11 protein-coding genes are annotated in these 17,794 nt (G+C 35.6%); 5 read left to right on the top strand and 6 right to left on the bottom strand.

The window, feature by feature from the left end; all coding sequences use genetic code 11:
- Positions 1–201: 201 nt before the first annotated feature.
- Positions 202–435 carry a ribbon-helix-helix domain-containing protein gene (locus KO521_RS11695; RefSeq protein ID WP_215940102.1) on the top strand — a complete coding sequence of 78 codons (234 nt, stop codon included), beginning with the start codon at positions 202–204 and terminating at the stop codon, positions 433–435.
- A gap of 1,102 nt (positions 436–1,537) precedes the next feature.
- Here the strand turns inward: KO521_RS11695 and KO521_RS11690 are convergent.
- The 3 genes from KO521_RS11690 to KO521_RS11680 all read right to left on the bottom strand — a co-directional run bounded on the left by KO521_RS11690 (position 1,538) and on the right by KO521_RS11680 (position 7,315).
- Entirely contained in the window at positions 1,538–4,852 is a 3,315-nt protein-coding gene (locus KO521_RS11690; RefSeq protein ID WP_215940101.1) for a LamG-like jellyroll fold domain-containing protein, read from the bottom strand.
- A gap of 597 nt (positions 4,853–5,449) precedes the next feature.
- Positions 5,450–6,460 carry an RICIN domain-containing protein gene (locus tag KO521_RS11685; protein ID WP_215940100.1) on the bottom strand — a complete coding sequence of 337 codons (1,011 nt, stop codon included), beginning with the start codon at positions 6,458–6,460 and terminating at the stop codon, positions 5,450–5,452.
- A 492-nt stretch (positions 6,461–6,952) separates the two neighbouring features.
- Positions 6,953–7,315 (bottom strand): 3'-5' exonuclease, encoded by a 363-nt coding sequence (locus KO521_RS11680; protein ID WP_215940099.1) that lies wholly within the window; start codon positions 7,313–7,315, stop codon positions 6,953–6,955.
- A 90-nt stretch (positions 7,316–7,405) separates the two neighbouring features.
- On the opposite strand from KO521_RS11680, the gene KO521_RS11675 reads away from it, so the two are divergent.
- The 3 genes from KO521_RS11675 to KO521_RS11665 are packed head-to-tail and all read left to right on the top strand — an operon-like array spanning position 7,406 to position 11,908.
- Complete coding sequence (locus KO521_RS11675) at positions 7,406–7,693, top strand: hypothetical protein (RefSeq protein WP_215940098.1); 288 nt, start codon at positions 7,406–7,408, stop codon at positions 7,691–7,693.
- A gap of 4 nt (positions 7,694–7,697) precedes the next feature.
- The gene (locus tag KO521_RS11670; protein ID WP_215940097.1) at positions 7,698–8,855 is read left to right on the top strand and encodes a DNA polymerase Y family protein; all 1,158 of its coding nucleotides are present in this window, start codon (positions 7,698–7,700) and stop codon (positions 8,853–8,855) included.
- Positions 8,852–11,908 carry a DNA polymerase III subunit alpha gene (locus KO521_RS11665; protein ID WP_215940096.1) on the top strand — a complete coding sequence of 1,019 codons (3,057 nt, stop codon included), beginning with the start codon at positions 8,852–8,854 and terminating at the stop codon, positions 11,906–11,908. The genes KO521_RS11670 and KO521_RS11665 overlap by 4 nt, the downstream gene beginning before the upstream one ends.
- Positions 11,909–11,943: 35 nt before the next feature.
- Here the strand turns inward: KO521_RS11665 and KO521_RS11660 are convergent, their stop codons facing one another.
- Complete coding sequence (locus KO521_RS11660) at positions 11,944–12,666, bottom strand: SOS response-associated peptidase (protein WP_215940095.1); 723 nt, start codon at positions 12,664–12,666, stop codon at positions 11,944–11,946.
- Positions 12,667–12,724: 58 nt separating this feature from the next.
- Here KO521_RS11660 and KO521_RS11655 point away from each other — a divergent pair, with 58 nt between their 5' ends.
- The gene (locus tag KO521_RS11655) at positions 12,725–13,315 is read left to right on the top strand and encodes a hypothetical protein (protein WP_215940094.1); all 591 of its coding nucleotides are present in this window, start codon (positions 12,725–12,727) and stop codon (positions 13,313–13,315) included.
- A 264-nt stretch (positions 13,316–13,579) separates the two neighbouring features.
- Here KO521_RS11655 and KO521_RS11650 read toward each other — a convergent pair whose 3' ends face one another.
- Together KO521_RS11650 and KO521_RS11645 are read right to left on the bottom strand one after the other, a co-directional pair.
- Positions 13,580–15,790 (bottom strand): sulfatase-like hydrolase/transferase, encoded by a 2,211-nt coding sequence (locus tag KO521_RS11650; protein ID WP_215940093.1) that lies wholly within the window; start codon positions 15,788–15,790, stop codon positions 13,580–13,582.
- A 352-nt stretch (positions 15,791–16,142) separates the two neighbouring features.
- A complete protein-coding gene (locus tag KO521_RS11645; RefSeq protein WP_215940092.1) occupies positions 16,143–17,786 on the bottom strand; it encodes a RagB/SusD family nutrient uptake outer membrane protein in 1,644 nt (547 codons plus the stop codon).
- Between the last annotated feature and the right edge of the window lie 8 nt (positions 17,787–17,794).

Raw genomic sequence — 17,794 nt, 5'->3', positions numbered from 1 at the left:
AAAGTAGCCACGCCCATTTTTAGGGAAGGCTACACTTGGTTTCCAAAAGTAATGGAAGAATGAGAATAAAAAGAAACTTTTTTCTCACAAGTTATACATTTATATAATTCTATAATTACAGATATCTGTAGTCGTAATAGAGTTTGTATATTTAAGTAATCATCTGCAGGTAAATCGATAATCGTAATTTAAAATTTAATAATGGATATTGAATTGAGAGGGGAGGACGAGGAGTATATCGAAAAATTAATACAATCGGGAGCTTTTAAAGATAAGGTTGAAATAGTTCAAGATGCGCTCCAACTACATGCGCTTCACAGAGAAGGTTTAAAAAAGGGGCTATTGGAAAAAATCAATAGTGGATGGAATGGCCCAGATAGTAAGAAATCAATTAACGATATTATCTCCGCAAAGAGAAATGTAGAAGGTATTTGATGTACAAAAGTCAATAGTTATTATAAACATTCAATATGGGTTAGAATCAAAACCCAAATCTTACCAAAACTAATACTATGAAGTGCGAGGGAAGCTTATCGCATGGAGGCAAACAAAGATTTGAGATAAGGAATAAAATGACTTAACGAGAATTTTGTGCGGCTGAGAAAGATAAGTTTCTTTTTGAGAACTTAACTTACTGCCCTATTTTCGGGGTATGCTCAGCGGACTACTTGTTTTATAAATAAATGCTTGCAAAAGTTTTATTTGAATTAATAAAGAATCATCCTAACTTAGATTGTAAAATTCTAAAAAGCCAAAATAGCATGCAAAAAGTACTTGACAGGTTAGATTGCTTTGAAAAATCAATGAATGGGAAGTTTGACAGACTTTTACGTAGGACAACTTTGTTAACAGTTTTGGTAGTTGTTTGGGCTATTCTATTTTGTCTACAATTACTGATTTGAATTATTAAACATTTATGCTACTATAAGGTCCAAAAAATGTTTGAATTTGTATAAGAAGCCATAAAAAATTATAAATAGCTCTTACGTCATAATCTGGTAGCAATGGTCCAGGGTTATAAAAATTGTATTGTTGCGAGGATGGCGATCCAAGAAAGATTTATCGTCTTTCGGTTGCATATTCCGCTGACTTGAAATATGTTGTAATGACTCAGGGAACTTTGTAGATCGTAGAGGATTTGCAAAAGGTGCTTATTAGTAATTCAGCTAAAGACAAATTAGGAGAAGCTTCTTCAAGTCATACCCAGATGGGTAAAAAATGTCATCGAATTTGAAATAAAATAAATGTTGATGATTTATGCGTTAAAATGTAACCCAATATAAATCCCAAAATAGCAGATACAAATCACCTAAGGGACTATCTGAATCAGTTTACGGAGTTTCTCCGTTAAATTGTCAAAATGGTTCATATGACTCAGAATTGTACAAAATTTGGTTAGATTAAAGTAAAATTTATATTGTTTAGCATCTTAAATATTAAATAGCTAATCAGTTTTATAGTTCATCGCAAGATGTAATTCCAGCTTGTTATTAAGCTTAATTAAAAAAGTTTTGTACAATTCTGATTGATTTGTATATTAATTGCTATTAATTCGTATTGGATTTCTTATTGTACCATTTAAGCGATCAATTTTTCCTATCAATAATTGATTATTTTGCAAAAGGTTTGTTGCTCTTAAACGTATTCCATTTTCAATATTAATATTAAATTCACTTCTACTCTTTATTTTATCGTTCTTATCCAGAATTTCAGTAATTACCCGACCGTTTGCCCTTCCACCACTTGAAATAATGTCCAACCCTTCGAATTGAGGCTTTATATTGAATTGAAGTTGCTTACGTATGTCAGTAGGAACATTTTCTACACGCAATCTCAAAGTTTCACCCGTAGCCCCTAATTTTTGTGAGTATATGATTTTGTAAAGTTTACTTTTTTGACTCAATACAGAGATGTTATTGTCAATTCTCCCTAACCTCTTGATGTCGTATTCTTCTCTCTCGGCAGCCTTTATTTGGCTATTAATTATAATTTCTTGATTAAGGTTTGAAATTCCATATTTGAATTCTGCGGTTTTGCGCCCTTTCAACTTATGCTTAAAATTATTGTTTAATGCTTGCCCTTTTTGAAAGTACATATTAAAAGGTTTTATAGAATCTAAACCAGGATAGGGTACGAACATTTTACTTCGCTGCGCTAAGCTGTCACTTTGTTTAACTTTATTTCCATCAATATTGTTTCCATTTGCGTCTACTATTGCTTCCGTCTCTACCTCTTCGCCAAATATAATTATTGAACCTAATAATAGAAGCGCAAATATTTCCCAGTTCGGAGTTCGAGGTGCTGTATTGAGTACTCTCCAAGGCATATAGTGAAATCGCCCACCAGACCATTCTCCACCTGAATAGCTTGAAGATCCCGTGTATTGATATGTGTTTCTGTTCGGATCAACTTTTACAATGGTTTCTTTATTAATTACATTTGGGTCGAAGCAGGTAATCTCCCAAGGAATTTTGCTTTGGTTCCATTTCCACGGGAAAATACAATGTGGTTTTTTTGTGAAATAGTAATCTTGAGAGATACAAATTACTGGCCTATCTCCCCGTCTTGCACATGCCTGAGATTCGTTGAAAACATCTTTGGGATTATGTGTGTTACCACTAATGAATTGCCCAACAAACCACCAAATCGGTGCTGCGCCTAGTTGGTATAGATGTTTAATGTTTATTTCTCTTTGAATTTGTATTTTTGAAAATCTATCAAGAGGTTTTCCAAAACGACTCATACATTTTAAGGCATAGATTCCCTCTAGGCTCATACCGAAACAATTGCCGCCTTTAGGTGCATTCTTCGCTACCAGTTCGTAATACAGAGAGCGGAGACTTATATGGTCGGAAAAATTAGACCCTCTTGTCACATCCCTAAATGCATCGGCATAGACGTTCCAATCGATTGAATTTGTATTGCCCCAATTCTTCACACCCCAAAAATAGTAATCACGGTCACTTTTTTGGCCCTGTTTTATTTTTGGACGTACACTCCAATCTAACTGCATACTGTGAGAACCTGAGGCCCTATTATAAATGCCTGTATTGTCTTTTAAACCCCAAGCATTTAAAATGTTCAGTTCTTTTTCATATTTACCCAGATAATCATTATGGCCCCGAAACGAACTGTCATCGTCCCAGGCTTCTAGTTTAAGTTTAAACTTGTCGTTTACATTATTAGGTGTAAGAACTCTTGGAACTGTATATTTTAGATTAGCCTCTGTTGTGTTTGAATAGGTTCCAGTATTCGGCAATCTTTTGGAATTAACTAAGCGGTTATTTTCGAATACGTCTATTCTGGCGAAAACGTCGCTATCATCTTTGAACATTAAAATATCTCCATCGGCATCCCTCACCTTTATTCTATCGAGAAAAATCTCAAAAGGATAACAGATGTATGTTTCGTCTTTGCTGCCGAACCATGTAATCGTACCTTTTTGGAAGGTGTTGTATTTGGCCCCATTTGCTCTAGGTATTTTCTCTTGCCCAGAAGTTGGGAATCCGAGCGATCCGGTTGGGCCACCAACTTCTTTATATGTTTCCCTTATCGTGCCATATATTTCGAACGCGCCAACGCCTGGACTCCAGTAAATGGAACATTTCTCAAAGTCACTTAGTTTACCAATATTCCGAGAACCTGTTTTAATATTTAGCTCATCACTAATCGGGTAACCCATTTTTGTATGCCCTCCAAGCTTTAAGTATTTCGCTAAAATAGACCCATGAACTTCTTTAGCAGAAGAGGATTTATTTTTAAAATACATTCGACCACGTTGAAATAGCTGCATCTTTCCAGATGTTATCCTACTTTCATCTTTAGTTGGTAATCCAATATGGTGACCGCTACCGCCAATATTTTCATAATCCACATAAATTTGTCCCAATACTACGATAGCACCTGTGCTTCCTGACCAATATATTCCTCCTCCCCTAAATAAGTTTTTTCTAGCTCCAGACTGGTTTCCGTTTATTTCATCTGATTGAAGTGCTCCCAATCTTAAGCGGACAGTATTACTTAAACTCTTGTATTTGCCATAAATGCCGCCATGCATCTCAAATGTTCCCAAATTTGAATAAATAATAGCACCGAACTGATAATGTTGAATTGAAAATTCTGAGCTATTTATTATTGTTCTTGTAGGATTTCCAAAATTTAGTTCAGGCTTAATTTCGTCACACTTTCTTGAAATATGCCAGTCTTTACTACTTCTTTCTAAATCAAGTTTTTGTTCAATTGCTGCAGGTATTCCCTTATTAAATTGAACTTCAGCAATAGCACCTTTAAATGGAAACTTGCGCCCATCTATCCATGATCCAATAAAAAATTTGTTGCCCGTTCCAAACTTGAGAAGTCCATCATGATAAGCATTGATTTTGGTTAATCTGCCATTTACAAATACAGCTAGCGTATCTAAATCGTATGCAAATTCAATTTTGTACCAAGTATTTACTTTTAATTCTTTATTAAAAAGTAAGGTTGCTCCTCCCCATCCTGATTTTTTGTTATTTAAACTTACATGTAATTGCACATCACTTGTTTTTTTGCCGGGTGATAAGAATACTGCTACAGGAAGAGCTGTAGTTTCTAATATGTTCTGCCGATTACTTATTTCAGCTGGAGTTTTAATTAAAATCTTAGAGTAAAATTTTTTGGTGTCGTATTCAGTTTTATTTACTGTTGTGGTTAATGAAGAATTTCCATTAAAAACCAATGCCTTTTTTAAAGGACTAACAGTATTTCGGGGAACATCAATTAAATTACAATTTTTTACGGTGGCCGCTTTGCTACCATCTTTATTTGCGACAGCTAATTTGTCCAGCAAATAGTGAATGATTGGAGTGCTCATAATTTTAATTTTAACTATTCATAATGATGTTAATAGCAATTTATTATTAAGCAATAGTATTTAAGAAGGTCTATGTGTGAATCGACAAGAAATATGTATAATCGGTAATTATATCATATAAAAACCCTGTAAAATATGGGAATATATGTTTAATTAAGTACGAAAGGCTTTGAATAATTGGTTACTTAATATTTCTCTTTAAATAATTTTTCTGTACTATTATGATGATTGTCTAATAGTATTAACCTATTTAGCTTGGGCCAGACATATTTTCCTTTTGAAGATAAAGAAGATGATAACTAGTTTGTTTTACCAGAATAGATTTGGATTAATTAAGGAACATTTTATGGTATTTTTCAAATACCCTTTAAGTATTTGCGTTTCTTGTCCCATATATGTTCTTAGAAATAGTTTCTTTATGTAAGCTTTACCGCAACAAATTATGGTGGACGGATGACGGATAAGTAAGGAAATAGACACCTGATCAAAATTGGAAGCGTTAATCGATTTGAAGAAATATGCGGACTCTCGAACTAAATTTTATAATGTTTCCGAACGAATTTATCCTATTATGCGGCTATGAGGTTACTAGGCGATTTAGTAATTCGTATCGAACCAATTCCTTGTCTGATGAACTTTCCCGAATGAAAGTTCATTAAGTCTAAACAGTATTGGATCACTAAACTTGATACCTTCGTCTGTGTTTATACGACCATCAATAGTCGCAATCCCATCTTTTCCACCCTTATAAACGTTAGAAAAAACTTGTTTCTTTTTAGGGTTTAAGCTAAAGATCTCAATCCGTAATTCTTGAAAATCCCAACTGTCCAAGTTCTTAAACAGAATTCTGTCTGCTCCATCTAAATCAGCTGCTATGTATATTACGTCTGGTCTCCTGTCAACGCGAGTTGATGAATAAAAACTGATCTTTTTGGTTGACCAGGCTTCTAATCCTTTACTATTATTTATATTTTTAAATCTTTCCTGTCTATAATTTTCCCCACCATTTAACCATTGCGCTATGACATCTATCCGTCCAGGATACCGTAGGTCATCTTGACCAGTTTTTATATACAATACAATCTCGTAATTATATATTTGCGGAATTTCAATTGGGATTAACTTCCACTTTTGTCCGGATCCTTCATTTTTAGTCCACATCCATAGTTCGGCCCGTGTATCTGGATTACCTTCCTTAATGTCCAAATATTTACCCAATTTAGATTTTATATAAAAATATCCATCCCCCGCGTCTTCAAATTTCCATAATTGACCTGAACTTCTATTTTTACTCCACATCCAGACTTTAGCACGAGTGTCCGGGTTGGCTTCTTTTATGTCCAAATAATGACCAAGTTTGGATTTGATATAAAAATATTCACCTTCTGCGTTTTCAAATTCCCATGTTTGACCAGAACTCTTATTATTATACCAAGTCCAAACTGTTGCTCTGGGTTTATCATTTGCTTCTTTAACGTCTAAAAATGTTCCAAAAGCAGATTCTATAAAATATTCTTGATTTAGTTCCTGTGAATATGCTCCCGTACCTATAAATAAGAATACTATTAATGAAGTACAGAAATATTTAAGTGTATTTGCTCTTTTCATATCATTAAATAATTCCATAATATTTTTTTTCAATTAAATATGTGCCAATTCTAATATAGGATCAGCCCTTTCCAATTCGGTCTGCAAGATAATCCTTGAAATAAGAGCTTATTTTAAATTTGTATAATTGGTCTCAAATACTATATATTTTGTCTTATTTAATGTATTAATGCACAAGTTCTTATGTGCTTTATCAAGGGGGTGTTGACAAACCTTGAGATTATTTTATATGTTAAGTAAACTAATTTTGGTTTATTATAAGTTGGTCCTTTCTTGTAAAAGACTAGCAAATCATATCTCCAATGGTCGATACAGGTTGATACCTTTGCACATAAATTGGGGATGATAATTTGATATTTAAATATTCGTCATAATTATTCAATAGATATAATAACGATTGTCTTTCTATTGCGGTAGAATCTTCACCATAGTAGAAAATGGCTAATGATCTCGGAAGTGAATTTGTTTCATTTGTCAGTATTGATAATTTTTCTATTTCCAGGCAAGACGAACCGTGCAAAGTTTTTTACGATTGAAATTATAGCCAAGGTGTTGAAACTCCGAACGTAACACCGAATAATCAAATGTTACGTTATGTGCTACAAACACAGCATCCTCCGTAATTTTAACGATTTTCTCTGCAATTTCTTCAAAAACAGGGGCTGTCCTGACCATATCGTCATCGATACCGGTAAGTCCGGTTATAAAGTTAGGAATGCGTACTTGTGGATTTACCAAAGAAACAAATTTATCCAATATTTTATCCTCATTCATCCGTACGATACAAATCTCCGTGATACGGTTGTTTTTAATGCCTTTTCCAGCTGTTTCGATATCAACGACTACATAGTCCATTTCGTTAAAGTTTTATTTCGTTCGGTAAAAATACTATAACAATTGGAAATAATCCATAATTTTGGATTAAATCCAAAATGCAAAATATAAATGATGTTAGACTACCCAAATCTGATGAATCTAGAGCAGGAAATTAAAACACTGATCAAGTATAGACTAGTAATATATCCATGTGAGGAGATAATTGTCGAAACCTACTATGCTATGAACGGTTCCATAATGTGCCGCATAGAATTATTTGGTTCAAAAACCGAAATAGCCGAGCGATTGGCTAAATATGAAGCTGAACTTAAAGAGGGGTTCTATTATGAGGCTGAAAAAATATTATTGAGTCAGATGGAAATACGAATATTACAAAAAATTGTTAAGGCTTCTTGACTATATGAAAAGAGCGATAGTACATATGGATATGCATGATTATTACATTGAATGCGAGCGTTTGGCCAATTCATCTTTGAAAAAAGTGCCACTTATCATAGGGGGTGGTTCAAATAGGGGTACGGTCGCGGCCTGTTCACAAGAAGCTGTAAAGTTTGGTGTAAGGGTTTCAATGCCCACCGCCTATGCTTTAAAACTATGCCCGAACGCTACTATTCTTAAGGGGGATTATGGTTCTTATTCGAACAAATCAAAAGAGCTTACGGAGATAATAAAGGAGCACGCGCCTGTAGTTGAAAAGTCATCGATTCATTCTTTTTATTTGGATATAACCGGGATGGACCGTTTCTTCGGATGTTATGATTGGACAAAGGAGCTGTCGACTCAAATTTCGAAAAATTCCGGCCTAGACCCATCTTGGGCCCTTTCCGTAAACAAGACGGTTTCAAAAATAGGAGCTGTTGATTCCTCGCCAAATATGCCCAGACTTTTGGAGCAGCAACACGTACAGGATTTTTTAAATCCCTTACCCATCCAACGATTACCGAATATAGGCGACACTACTTTTCAATTATTATCGAGAATAGGTATTCGTCAAATAGCAAAAGTCGCACAGATGCCCTCATTGGTTCTGCAAAAAATGTTGGGTAAGCGTGGTAATGTCATTTGGCAGCATGCAAATGGGATAGATAAAGAGCCTGTAAAGGCCTACAAGGAAAAACAGGCGGTCTATATGGAGCATGATTTCGAGATGGACTGTATAGATGTACATAATATTAGTGCCCAGCTAATGGCTATGGTAGAACAACTGGCATTCATGCTTAGACAGGACAACTTGGTAACGGCAAAGGTTATTGTGAAGGTTAAATACAATAATCTTGATACTGAAACAAAGCATTCCCGAATCTCTTATACATCACTGGACCACATTCTAAAAAAAGAGGTACGGTTACTCTTTTCCAAATTATACCACAGGAGAATGCGTCTGGTTAAAGTGGGTGTTCGCTTTACCGATATTGTATCAGGCGCACATCAAATCAACCTTTTTGAGGATACGGGTGAAATACTATCCTTATACGATGCAATGGATACGATACGCAAAAAATATGGAGTAAATGCTATTGGGTCTTCTTCCGCATTTCAAAATTACCGCACCAAATGAAAACATTTCTAAACTGCCATTCCTACCATAGCTTACGATATGGGACGATTCCACTAAATGAACTTGTGGATTTGGCCTTAAGTAAGGGTGTAACCACTCTTGGACTTACCGATATTAATACGGTAACGGGTATATACGATTTTGTTAGAATGTGCGGAGAAAGGAAAATCAAACCCATTGTAGGTATAGAATTCCGCAGGGGAGACGAAAAATTATATACCGGACTTGCCAAGAATACCAAGGGTATAGGCGAATTGTGCAAATTCCTCACTGACCATAATCTTAACAATATAGAGTTACCGACCATTGCACCAAGATTTAAGAATGCATTTATCATATACCCCATTTCCAATACACCCGTAAGTTTAGAAAAGAACGAATATCTTGGAGTTAATGGGTATGAAACGACCCAATTGATTAAGCCTATATATCAAAAACTTTTAAGAAAGACCATTGCTTTTCAGTCCGTTACGATTCGTAACGAAGATGAATATGAGCTTCACAAAGCTCTAAGATGTATCGACCATAATATTCTATTGTCCCAGTTACCGAGGCATTCCCATTGTAACAGTTCTGAGATAATGGATACCACGATATCCTTGGAAAAACAGTTTTCAAGGTATTCAGGCATAATCCGTAATTCGGAAAAACTGGCCGCACAATGTAGTTTCGATTTTGATTTTACTGTGCCACGTAATAAGAAGCTCTATACAGGTAGTAAATCCGGCGATATGCTGTTGTTGGGTCAATTGGCCAAAGATGGAATTATAAGGCGATATGGTGCTAAAAATAGGGAAGCCAAGATTCGCATGGAAAAGGAGCTGAAGGTCATCGGTGAACTTAATTTCACGGGATATTTTTTAATCACATGGGATATTGTAAGATATAGTCAAAGCCGTGGGTTTATGCATGTTGGCCGTGGAAGCGGGGCCAATAGTATCGTAAGTTATGCTCTTGGGATTACGGATATCTGTCCCTTGGAACTTGACCTTTACTTTGAACGGTTCTTGAATGAAAATAGAAAAAGTCCGCCAGATTTTGATATTGATTGGTCTTGGCAGGAACGAGATGAAATTTTGGATTATATATTTAAAAGGTTTTCACCTGGACACGTGGCTTTTTGCGGTACAATAGTAGAATTCAAGCATAGGTCTATAATGAGGGAACTCGGAAAGGTCTATGGTCTTCAGAAAGCGGAGTTGGATGCTTTATCAAGAAATGGCCCACAATCTGCAGGAACTGATTCGGTCATCGCGCGTGTTGCAGAATTGGGTTCCATGCTTGTTGGGTTTCCGAATCAAAGGAGCATGCACGCCTGTGGTGTAATAATATCCGAAGAACCGATTACGAACTTTTCCGCCTTGGAAATAAAACCAAAGGGCTTCCCCATAGTTCAGTTCGATATGCATATTGCCGAAGACATTGGTTTCGAGAAATTCGATATCCTGAGCCAAAGGGGTTTGGGAACCATAGCCAGTACCGTTGAATTGGTCAAACGCAGCAGAGGTATAAGTATCGATATCGGTACCATAGATATTTTTAAAAAAGACCCCCAATGTAATGCCAATCTACAGATTGGAAATACCTTGGGCTGCTTTTATATTGAAAGCCCTGCCATGCGTGGACTTCTAAGAAGATTGAAATGCAATGACTATCAGACCTTGGTAGCGGCCTCTAGCATCATCCGTCCTGGAGTCGCGAAAAGTGGTATGATGAAGGAATATATTTACCGGCACAATAACCCGAACAATTTTGAGTATTTTCATGAAGTGTTCGAAGAATTCTTGGGAGATACGTACGGTATTATGGTATATCAAGAAGATGTAATTAAAATTGCACTTCATTATGGGGGGCTCGAGCCAACTTATGGGGATATTCTACGCAGGGCAATAAGTGGTAAATCACGATCTAAAAGGGAAATTGAAAGTTTAAAGTACAAGTTCTTTGAATCCTGTAAAAAGCTCGGTCATAATGAACAATTAAGCCTAGAAGTTTTTCGGCAAATTGAAAGTTTTGCCGGTTATTCTTTTTGCAAGGCACACTCAGCCTCCTATGCCGTCGAAAGTTATCAGAGTCTTTATCTGAAGACCTATTATGGAATAGAGTTCATGGTATGCGCCATAAACAACGGTGGGGGGTTTTATAGGCCCGAAATATATATTCATGAAGCCAAGCGCTCGGGCGGAACTGTTCACCCGCCCTGTGTTAACAATAGCGAGTTACAGACTGTTTTGAAGGGTACCGATATATATCTTGGTTACAATCTTATAAAATCCATGGATGAAAAACTGTCTGTTCTTCTGGTTGAAGAAAGAATGACCAATGGTGATTTTAACTCCTTAGAAGATTTTTTATCAAGGACCGGTATAGGGGGAGAGACCCTACTGACCTTAATATTCATTGGAGCTTTCCGATTTACCGGCAAAACTAAGAGCGACTTAGTGATTATTGCCAAATTATTGGAATCCAGAGAAGTGGAAAAGTCGCCTACATTACTTCTAGAGGAGCCATTGCAGGTGTATCAATTTCCGGTAATGGACCGAAATATAGTAGAGGATGCATTCGATGAAATCGAAATCTTAGGTTTCTCGGTGTCACTTTCTCCTTTCGAGCTTTTAAAAACAAAATACCGAGGCGATATCATGAACGTGCAGTTACTTGATAATTATAAAAAAACAGTACGTATGTTGGCCTATTTGGTTTCTACCAAACAAGTGCCTACAAAACAAGGTAATATGTATTTTGGAACTTGGATAGATAACAACGGAGATTACTTTGATACGGCCCATTTCGCTAACACACTAAAGAAATATCCATTTAAGGGTGGAGGCTGCTATCTTTTGTTAGGTAGGGTAGAGGTAGATTTTCATTTCCCAACGGTCGTAATATCAAAAATGGAAAAGATGCCCTTTGTACCCGATCCTAGATATCAACCAGGTACGGGTACGGATTACAAAGTACACGAGAGATTAAAAGAAGACAGGAGTACTACGCATCGCGCACCATATCCCCAAGAGCATGAAATTGGGTTACCGAGGACTAGAATGAAATAGATTACTATTACAATCAAAGTCTTGATGTAAACTGATTAAAATAGTCTCTGTTGCTGCCCCAATTCAGGATAGTCAACTTTCTGGATTGCTTGGGCCGTGTTTTTATCAAAGCTTTTTGAATAAAGACTTCTAGTAACCGGGTAGGCCTCAAAGTCTTCAGAAGTAAATCCTGAAGTGATCAGCTCTTTGATGTGCTTTTCATTTAAATCATTTCGTAACCACTCATCTTCGAATTCACTATCCAAGACCAAAGGCATTCGTTTTTTGTTGTTGTGTACTTCAGAAAAGAACTTGTTTGCTTCTACTGTCAAAATAGAACAGGTATATAGTTCTTCATCCAATTTGGTGTAGATACCAGCAAAGGTAAATAAGGAATGATTTTCTAATTTACAGTAGTGGGGATAAGATGTTCCATTGTAATGATGGGGTTCGTAAAATCCATCGGCTATGATTAGGCAACGCTGGCTTTCTATAGAGCCTTTGAAGGAGCGAGTATTAAATATGGTCTCTCCCTTGGCATTCAAAGTGTTAGCTTTCGACCTAAATTCTTCAGGGTTCTTTATTGCGAATTCAGGAATCAACCCCCAAATTGATGGCCATATGAAATTAGGGTTATCCTGTGGAATTATGAAAAGATTTGGATGCTCAAAGCCGGATAGATAATAATATGGCTCATATAGAAGGGGCACTTCAAATTCTTTATTGAAATGTTCTTCAATTGCATCTTCAGATTTTGTTAGGCTTGTGGAATAACACATTTCGCTAAAATATTAAATTTGATTTCATTATTTGATCTTTATGACTAAGTTTAATAACATGGATGAATTAACACTGGAGAGACTGGAAAAAGATGTGCGCGAATTTGATGTCTTTAGCTCGTATGTGTACAAAAGAACTTACAATGAACTACTATTCTTTTTCCAACAAGTAAAGGTTATTGAAGAATCACATCTTATTTTATTCGCGCAAATAATCTATGGCTCTATGCCTACAATGGTCAACATCAATTTAGATAATAAGGATAAATTACTGACTGTTTTATCTAAAGTACAAGAAGGTGGGGAGTTAAACTTTGATGAAATTAAAATAGTCAAAGAATATATCAATAATTCATTGGTAGGAACATCAAAATTACTTCACTTTCTAAATCCAAAGGTATATGCAATTTGGGATAGTAGGATACATCGGTATATTACCGGTAAATCTAGCAGCTATGGCATAGGCGATATCAAAACCTATATCGTATATCTAGAAAAAATTAAATACATCTCTTCGCAGGACGGATATAATAAAATCCATGAGAAAATCGCAAAGCATTTTGATTACGATATACAACCGAGCCGAGTCATGGAAATTATTATGTTTCAAACGGATAAAACATCATCAGTAAGTAGATTTCTTAGTTGAACCCGAAAAAGTACATTATCGTAATTGATGTGAAAAGTGTTGTATGAATTCTTATAATTTTTGGAAAGATTCTATATAGGTCAGAATCTAAAATCAAATCTTACCAAAACTAATACCATGAAGTGTGAGGTAAGCTTGTCGCATGGAAGCAAACGAAGATTTGAGATAAGGAATAAAATGACTTGACGAGAATTTTGTGCGGCTGAGAAAGATAAGATTTCAGAACAGTACTCAAAATTTTGGATACTTCAGGTCATCTTTCAATCAGTTATTTTTTTTGAGAACTTCCCCAACCTCCACACCTAAATCGGCTTCAATAATATCAACCCCACTATTAAAGATTTCTGTATAACCCTTGTTGAGTTCAGTGGTATTAATGTTTTTTTTAATAAACTGCATATCATAATTCCTTGAACTTCCTTGTATACACATGACACCTTTTTTATGTAATATTTCTATTATTTTTTTATTGGGCGGTAAATCATGTCCAATAAATGCGACAACATTGTCCCACGGTATTTGGGTTTTGTTAAATTCATTGACGTCTTCTAGTTTACTCATCATAACTTCCATTACAATTTTGTCGCTATGTTGAAATGCTTTTTTTATGTCTTCTAAAGAATAGGCAATGACAATTGCATTTGATTCTGCGTTATTTTCAATTATTTTTTTCATTCTAATTTCCATAGGCACATCTTTTTCATCAATTACCAAAATTGTCTTTCCTTTTGCCCATTGCAAAGCTTCATCCAAAGTAGGTATAATAAAATTCGTAAGGTTCCCCTCGGGATCCTTTAACCTTAACTTTTTTAGTTCTGATAACGTATAATCGGAAACTTTGCCAGAACCATTTGTAGTTCTGTCTAGAGTAGCATCATGCATTAGGATAATTTGTCCATCTTTTGTGAATCGAGGGTCAATTTCTAGTAAGGCCTGCGTATATAACAATGTATTTTCAAAGGTAGATATACAATTTTCAGGAAAGCCTGCACGAGGCCCACCCCTATGGGCGCTGACCATGGGTTGTTTTTCCGAATTAAATTCAAAGAAATCCTTTATTCCCTTTGTTGATTCAGCATTTATTAAATGTAGTCCATAGGGGAAATAAGGACTATTACTAGTTGATGCAAGTTCTAAAATAGCTTTTATTTCATTTACCACTAATGGGTGAGTGTTAGCGACGTTGTGTTTTTCCTCTTTATCGGTTTCGATATTATATAGTTCAATTTTCTCATTTTTATTTGATGGTAGGTACTCTATAATAAGCTTCCATTGGCCCATTCTAATAGCTTTACTGCTTAGCCAGTTCCTAGGCATAGTGTTGTCGGGTTTATTCCAATTATAATTGTAAGTATAATTTTCCCAATATAAATAAGGATGAACTTCCTGTTTTCCCTTGCCTATTAAAGTATTATAAAATGAAATTCCATCAATTGAACCTTCACTTTCACTATTTACGATTTCAGAAATAGTAGGTAGAAAATCCCATGCGGCAGTAATATTATCTGCAACTTGCCCCTCTTTAATTTTTCCAGGCCAATATGCTATCATCGGTACTCTAATACCCCCCTCATAGAGGTTCCGTTTTGCACCTCTAAATTGTCCATTACTATTGAAAAATTTTCCAAATTCTGGATTTGCTCCATTATCGCTTGTAAAGAAAATGATTGTATTTTTGTCCAAATGTCTTTGTACTAATTGATTTTTTAAATCTTTAATGTCCCTATCTAAACGCGTAATCATGGCAGCATAGTTCTTAAACTTCTCGGGCCAGTCTTCATTTTCATAAACCGAATTATCTGGAATTACATGCTTACCATGGGGAATTGTATAAGGTAAATAAAGAAAAAATGGCTGTTCCGGATTTTGCTTATTGATAAAATCTTCAGTTTTTTCTGTAAAAAGATTATGACTATAGCTACCCTTTTTGTCATCTATATTTGCTTCAATAATCACTTTTTTGCCATTTTCGAATAAAAAAGGCGGGTAATAATTATGGGCTTTAATCTGGTCTAAATATCCATAAGAATAATCAAAACCTTGAGTTTCTGGTCCTTTTCCTTCTCCACCTAGTCCCCATTTCCCAATAAGACCAGTTCTATATCCTTCTTGTTTTAGAATTTCGGCAATTGTTTCATTTTCATTTGGTAAAGCCGGATCTTCCTTTTCGTTGGTTAAAAAGTTGCCCCTAATAAAAGTGTGGCCCGTGTTTTTTCCGGTCAAAAGAGATTCTCTTGATGGGGCACAAACGGTAGATCCAGAATAATAATTGGTAAATCGAATCCCTTGGGATGCTATTTCATCAATATTTGGGGTCTTAATAAGTTTTTGACCATAACACCCAAGATCTCCGTAACCAAGATCGTCTACCATAATCAAAATTATATTTGGTTTTTGCTGATTTGATTTAGCAAATATGGAATTTTGGGTTTGCTGAAGAAAAAATATGATGGAAACTAGCATTAGTTTTTTCATTGCTATAAGTGTGTTAAATATTTGGAAAGAATGTTTTTATGACAGGACAATTTTAGTTTTAAATTTAAAGTAATCCAATCTTATTACTAAATCCAAGTCAAAACTAAATTCATCCATAACTTCATTATCCATTTAAATTTTGAGTAGTGGGTAATAATTGGGAAGTGGGTGATACCATAACTTTTTAATTTAGCTATATTTCACGGGGTTGATAATAACCAACCACCCTAAAATTAAAAGACTTTGACCAAAAAGGAATAAATCGTCTTATTCCTTTTTGGGAAGTCTATAATATGTTTTTTGGTAGTATTAGTTCGCCTTTTACAATAAATTTAAAATCGGGAAAAGCGTTTTAGTAACCAGGATTTTGCGTGATTTTTGGATTTGATGATATTACATTTTCTGGGATGGGCATTAGATAATTTTTAGTAGCATCAAAAATAATTTTTCCTCCCCCTACATTAATTCTATCGAATTCTAAATTACCATTTGTTTCCGAAATTTTCATCGCTTTAAGAGGTTGGCTAAAAACTTCATCGGCGATCTTCCACCTCCATAGATCGAATAATCTTTTCCCTTCAAAAGCGAGTTCTACCCTTCTCTCCCTTCGAATACGATCCCTCAATTCTATTTGGGAAAGACCGGAAGGAAGGTCTGGTAATCCAGCCCTTTCTCTTACTTTGTTTACAGCATCGTAAATACTTTGGTCCGGGCCTGAAAATTCATTTTTTGCCTCGGCATAATTTAATAATATTTCCGCATAACGCCATATAATAGCATTGGAGCCACTGCTATTTCCAGGAACAATGGAAGGATCTATTAGTTTTCTTAAAAAATAACCAGTTCTTGTACTTCCACCGGAACCAGAAGCATTTATTTCGTTCCGGTTATTAGGAATTCCTTCACGAGTATAAATTATACCATCCTTCCACATCGAGCCATCCCATATTATTGAAGCATAGAAGCGATTGCTTCTATTCTCATAGGGATTTGAGGGGTTAAAGAGATTGGAACCTTCAGCCTCTGTTTTACCATCCAAAAATTCATAACAATCAACTAGATCTTGTGTTGGATTTACAGCTCCCCATCCAAAGCCATCTGAGACTTGTATAGGGTTCCAATACCTTTCTTTGATCGTTCCTTTAATCTCAGCTTCGTATTGAACTCCGAAAATGACTTCTTCATTACTTTCGTTCTCAATATAAAAGAGTTTGCCATAATCAGGAAACAAATCATATCCGGCTTCGGAGTCCATAATTTTTAAATTAGTCTCTGCCGCATCCTGCCATTTTCCGGCATATAGTTCCATTTGACCTTTTAGTGCCCAAGCGGCCCCCTTTGTAGCCCGGCCTATATTTTCATCGGTAACACTTAAAGGGAGGTCGGCTGCTGCGGCTTCACATTCATTTTGAATGAAAACAACACATTCTTCATAAGAATTTCGAGGTTGAAATATTTCATCGCCATCACTGTTGCGATTTAAAGGTTTAAGAATTAATGGTACGCCGCCATAAAGATCAACGAGCGATTTGTAAAAATAAGCCCTTAAAAATCTGGCTTGCGCAATTAATGATTCTTTTGACCCTTCATCCCAGTCTGCATCTGTAATATTTGTAATCAGTAAATTGCATTTACGAATGTTTTCATACATGTTTTTCCAATGATTGTTAAATATTGGAATAGAAGGACCATATGATCCTAGTGCAAAATTCTCATAGGAAGGGATTCCTGCAATATTTCCGCTAACACTGTTGTCTGAAAAGTTGTCAAGGGGATCATTGCTAATTTCCGATGGAAGATTGGTCCATATGGAAGAAACCGGCCCTGGATTTAAGCTATTATAAATGTCGTTTAACAATAAGCCTGCGTTTTCAGCGGTGCTCCATAGTGTAGAGTCACTTAATTGGTCTGTTGGTTGGATATCCAGACTGTCATCACTACAAGAAAACAGTATGAAAATTAGTGATATTGAGAATAATGTATATGTTACTTTCATGATTTTCG

The organism is Zobellia uliginosa (assembly GCF_018860745.1).
Lineage (GTDB): Bacteria > Bacteroidota > Bacteroidia > Flavobacteriales > Flavobacteriaceae > Zobellia > Zobellia uliginosa_B.
This window is presented reverse-complemented; position numbering and strand designations above follow the sequence as displayed.

Coding starts and splice junctions, on each gene's coding strand:
- KO521_RS11695 (WP_215940102.1), top strand. CDS start 202: ATGGATATTGAATTGAGAGGGGAGGACGAGGAGTATATCGAAAAATTA.
- KO521_RS11690 (WP_215940101.1), bottom strand. CDS start 4,852: ATGAGCACTCCAATCATTCACTATTTGCTGGACAAATTAGCTGTCGCA.
- KO521_RS11685 (WP_215940100.1), bottom strand. CDS start 6,460: ATGAAAAGAGCAAATACACTTAAATATTTCTGTACTTCATTAATAGTA.
- KO521_RS11680 (WP_215940099.1), bottom strand. CDS start 7,315: ATGGACTATGTAGTCGTTGATATCGAAACAGCTGGAAAAGGCATTAAA.
- KO521_RS11675 (WP_215940098.1), top strand. CDS start 7,406: ATGATGTTAGACTACCCAAATCTGATGAATCTAGAGCAGGAAATTAAA.
- KO521_RS11670 (WP_215940097.1), top strand. CDS start 7,698: ATGAAAAGAGCGATAGTACATATGGATATGCATGATTATTACATTGAA.
- KO521_RS11665 (WP_215940096.1), top strand. CDS start 8,852: ATGAAAACATTTCTAAACTGCCATTCCTACCATAGCTTACGATATGGG.
- KO521_RS11660 (WP_215940095.1), bottom strand. CDS start 12,666: ATGTGTTATTCCACAAGCCTAACAAAATCTGAAGATGCAATTGAAGAA.
- KO521_RS11655 (WP_215940094.1), top strand. CDS start 12,725: ATGGATGAATTAACACTGGAGAGACTGGAAAAAGATGTGCGCGAATTT.
- KO521_RS11650 (WP_215940093.1), bottom strand. CDS start 15,790: ATGAAAAAACTAATGCTAGTTTCCATCATATTTTTTCTTCAGCAAACC.
- KO521_RS11645 (WP_215940092.1), bottom strand. CDS start 17,786: ATGAAAGTAACATATACATTATTCTCAATATCACTAATTTTCATACTG.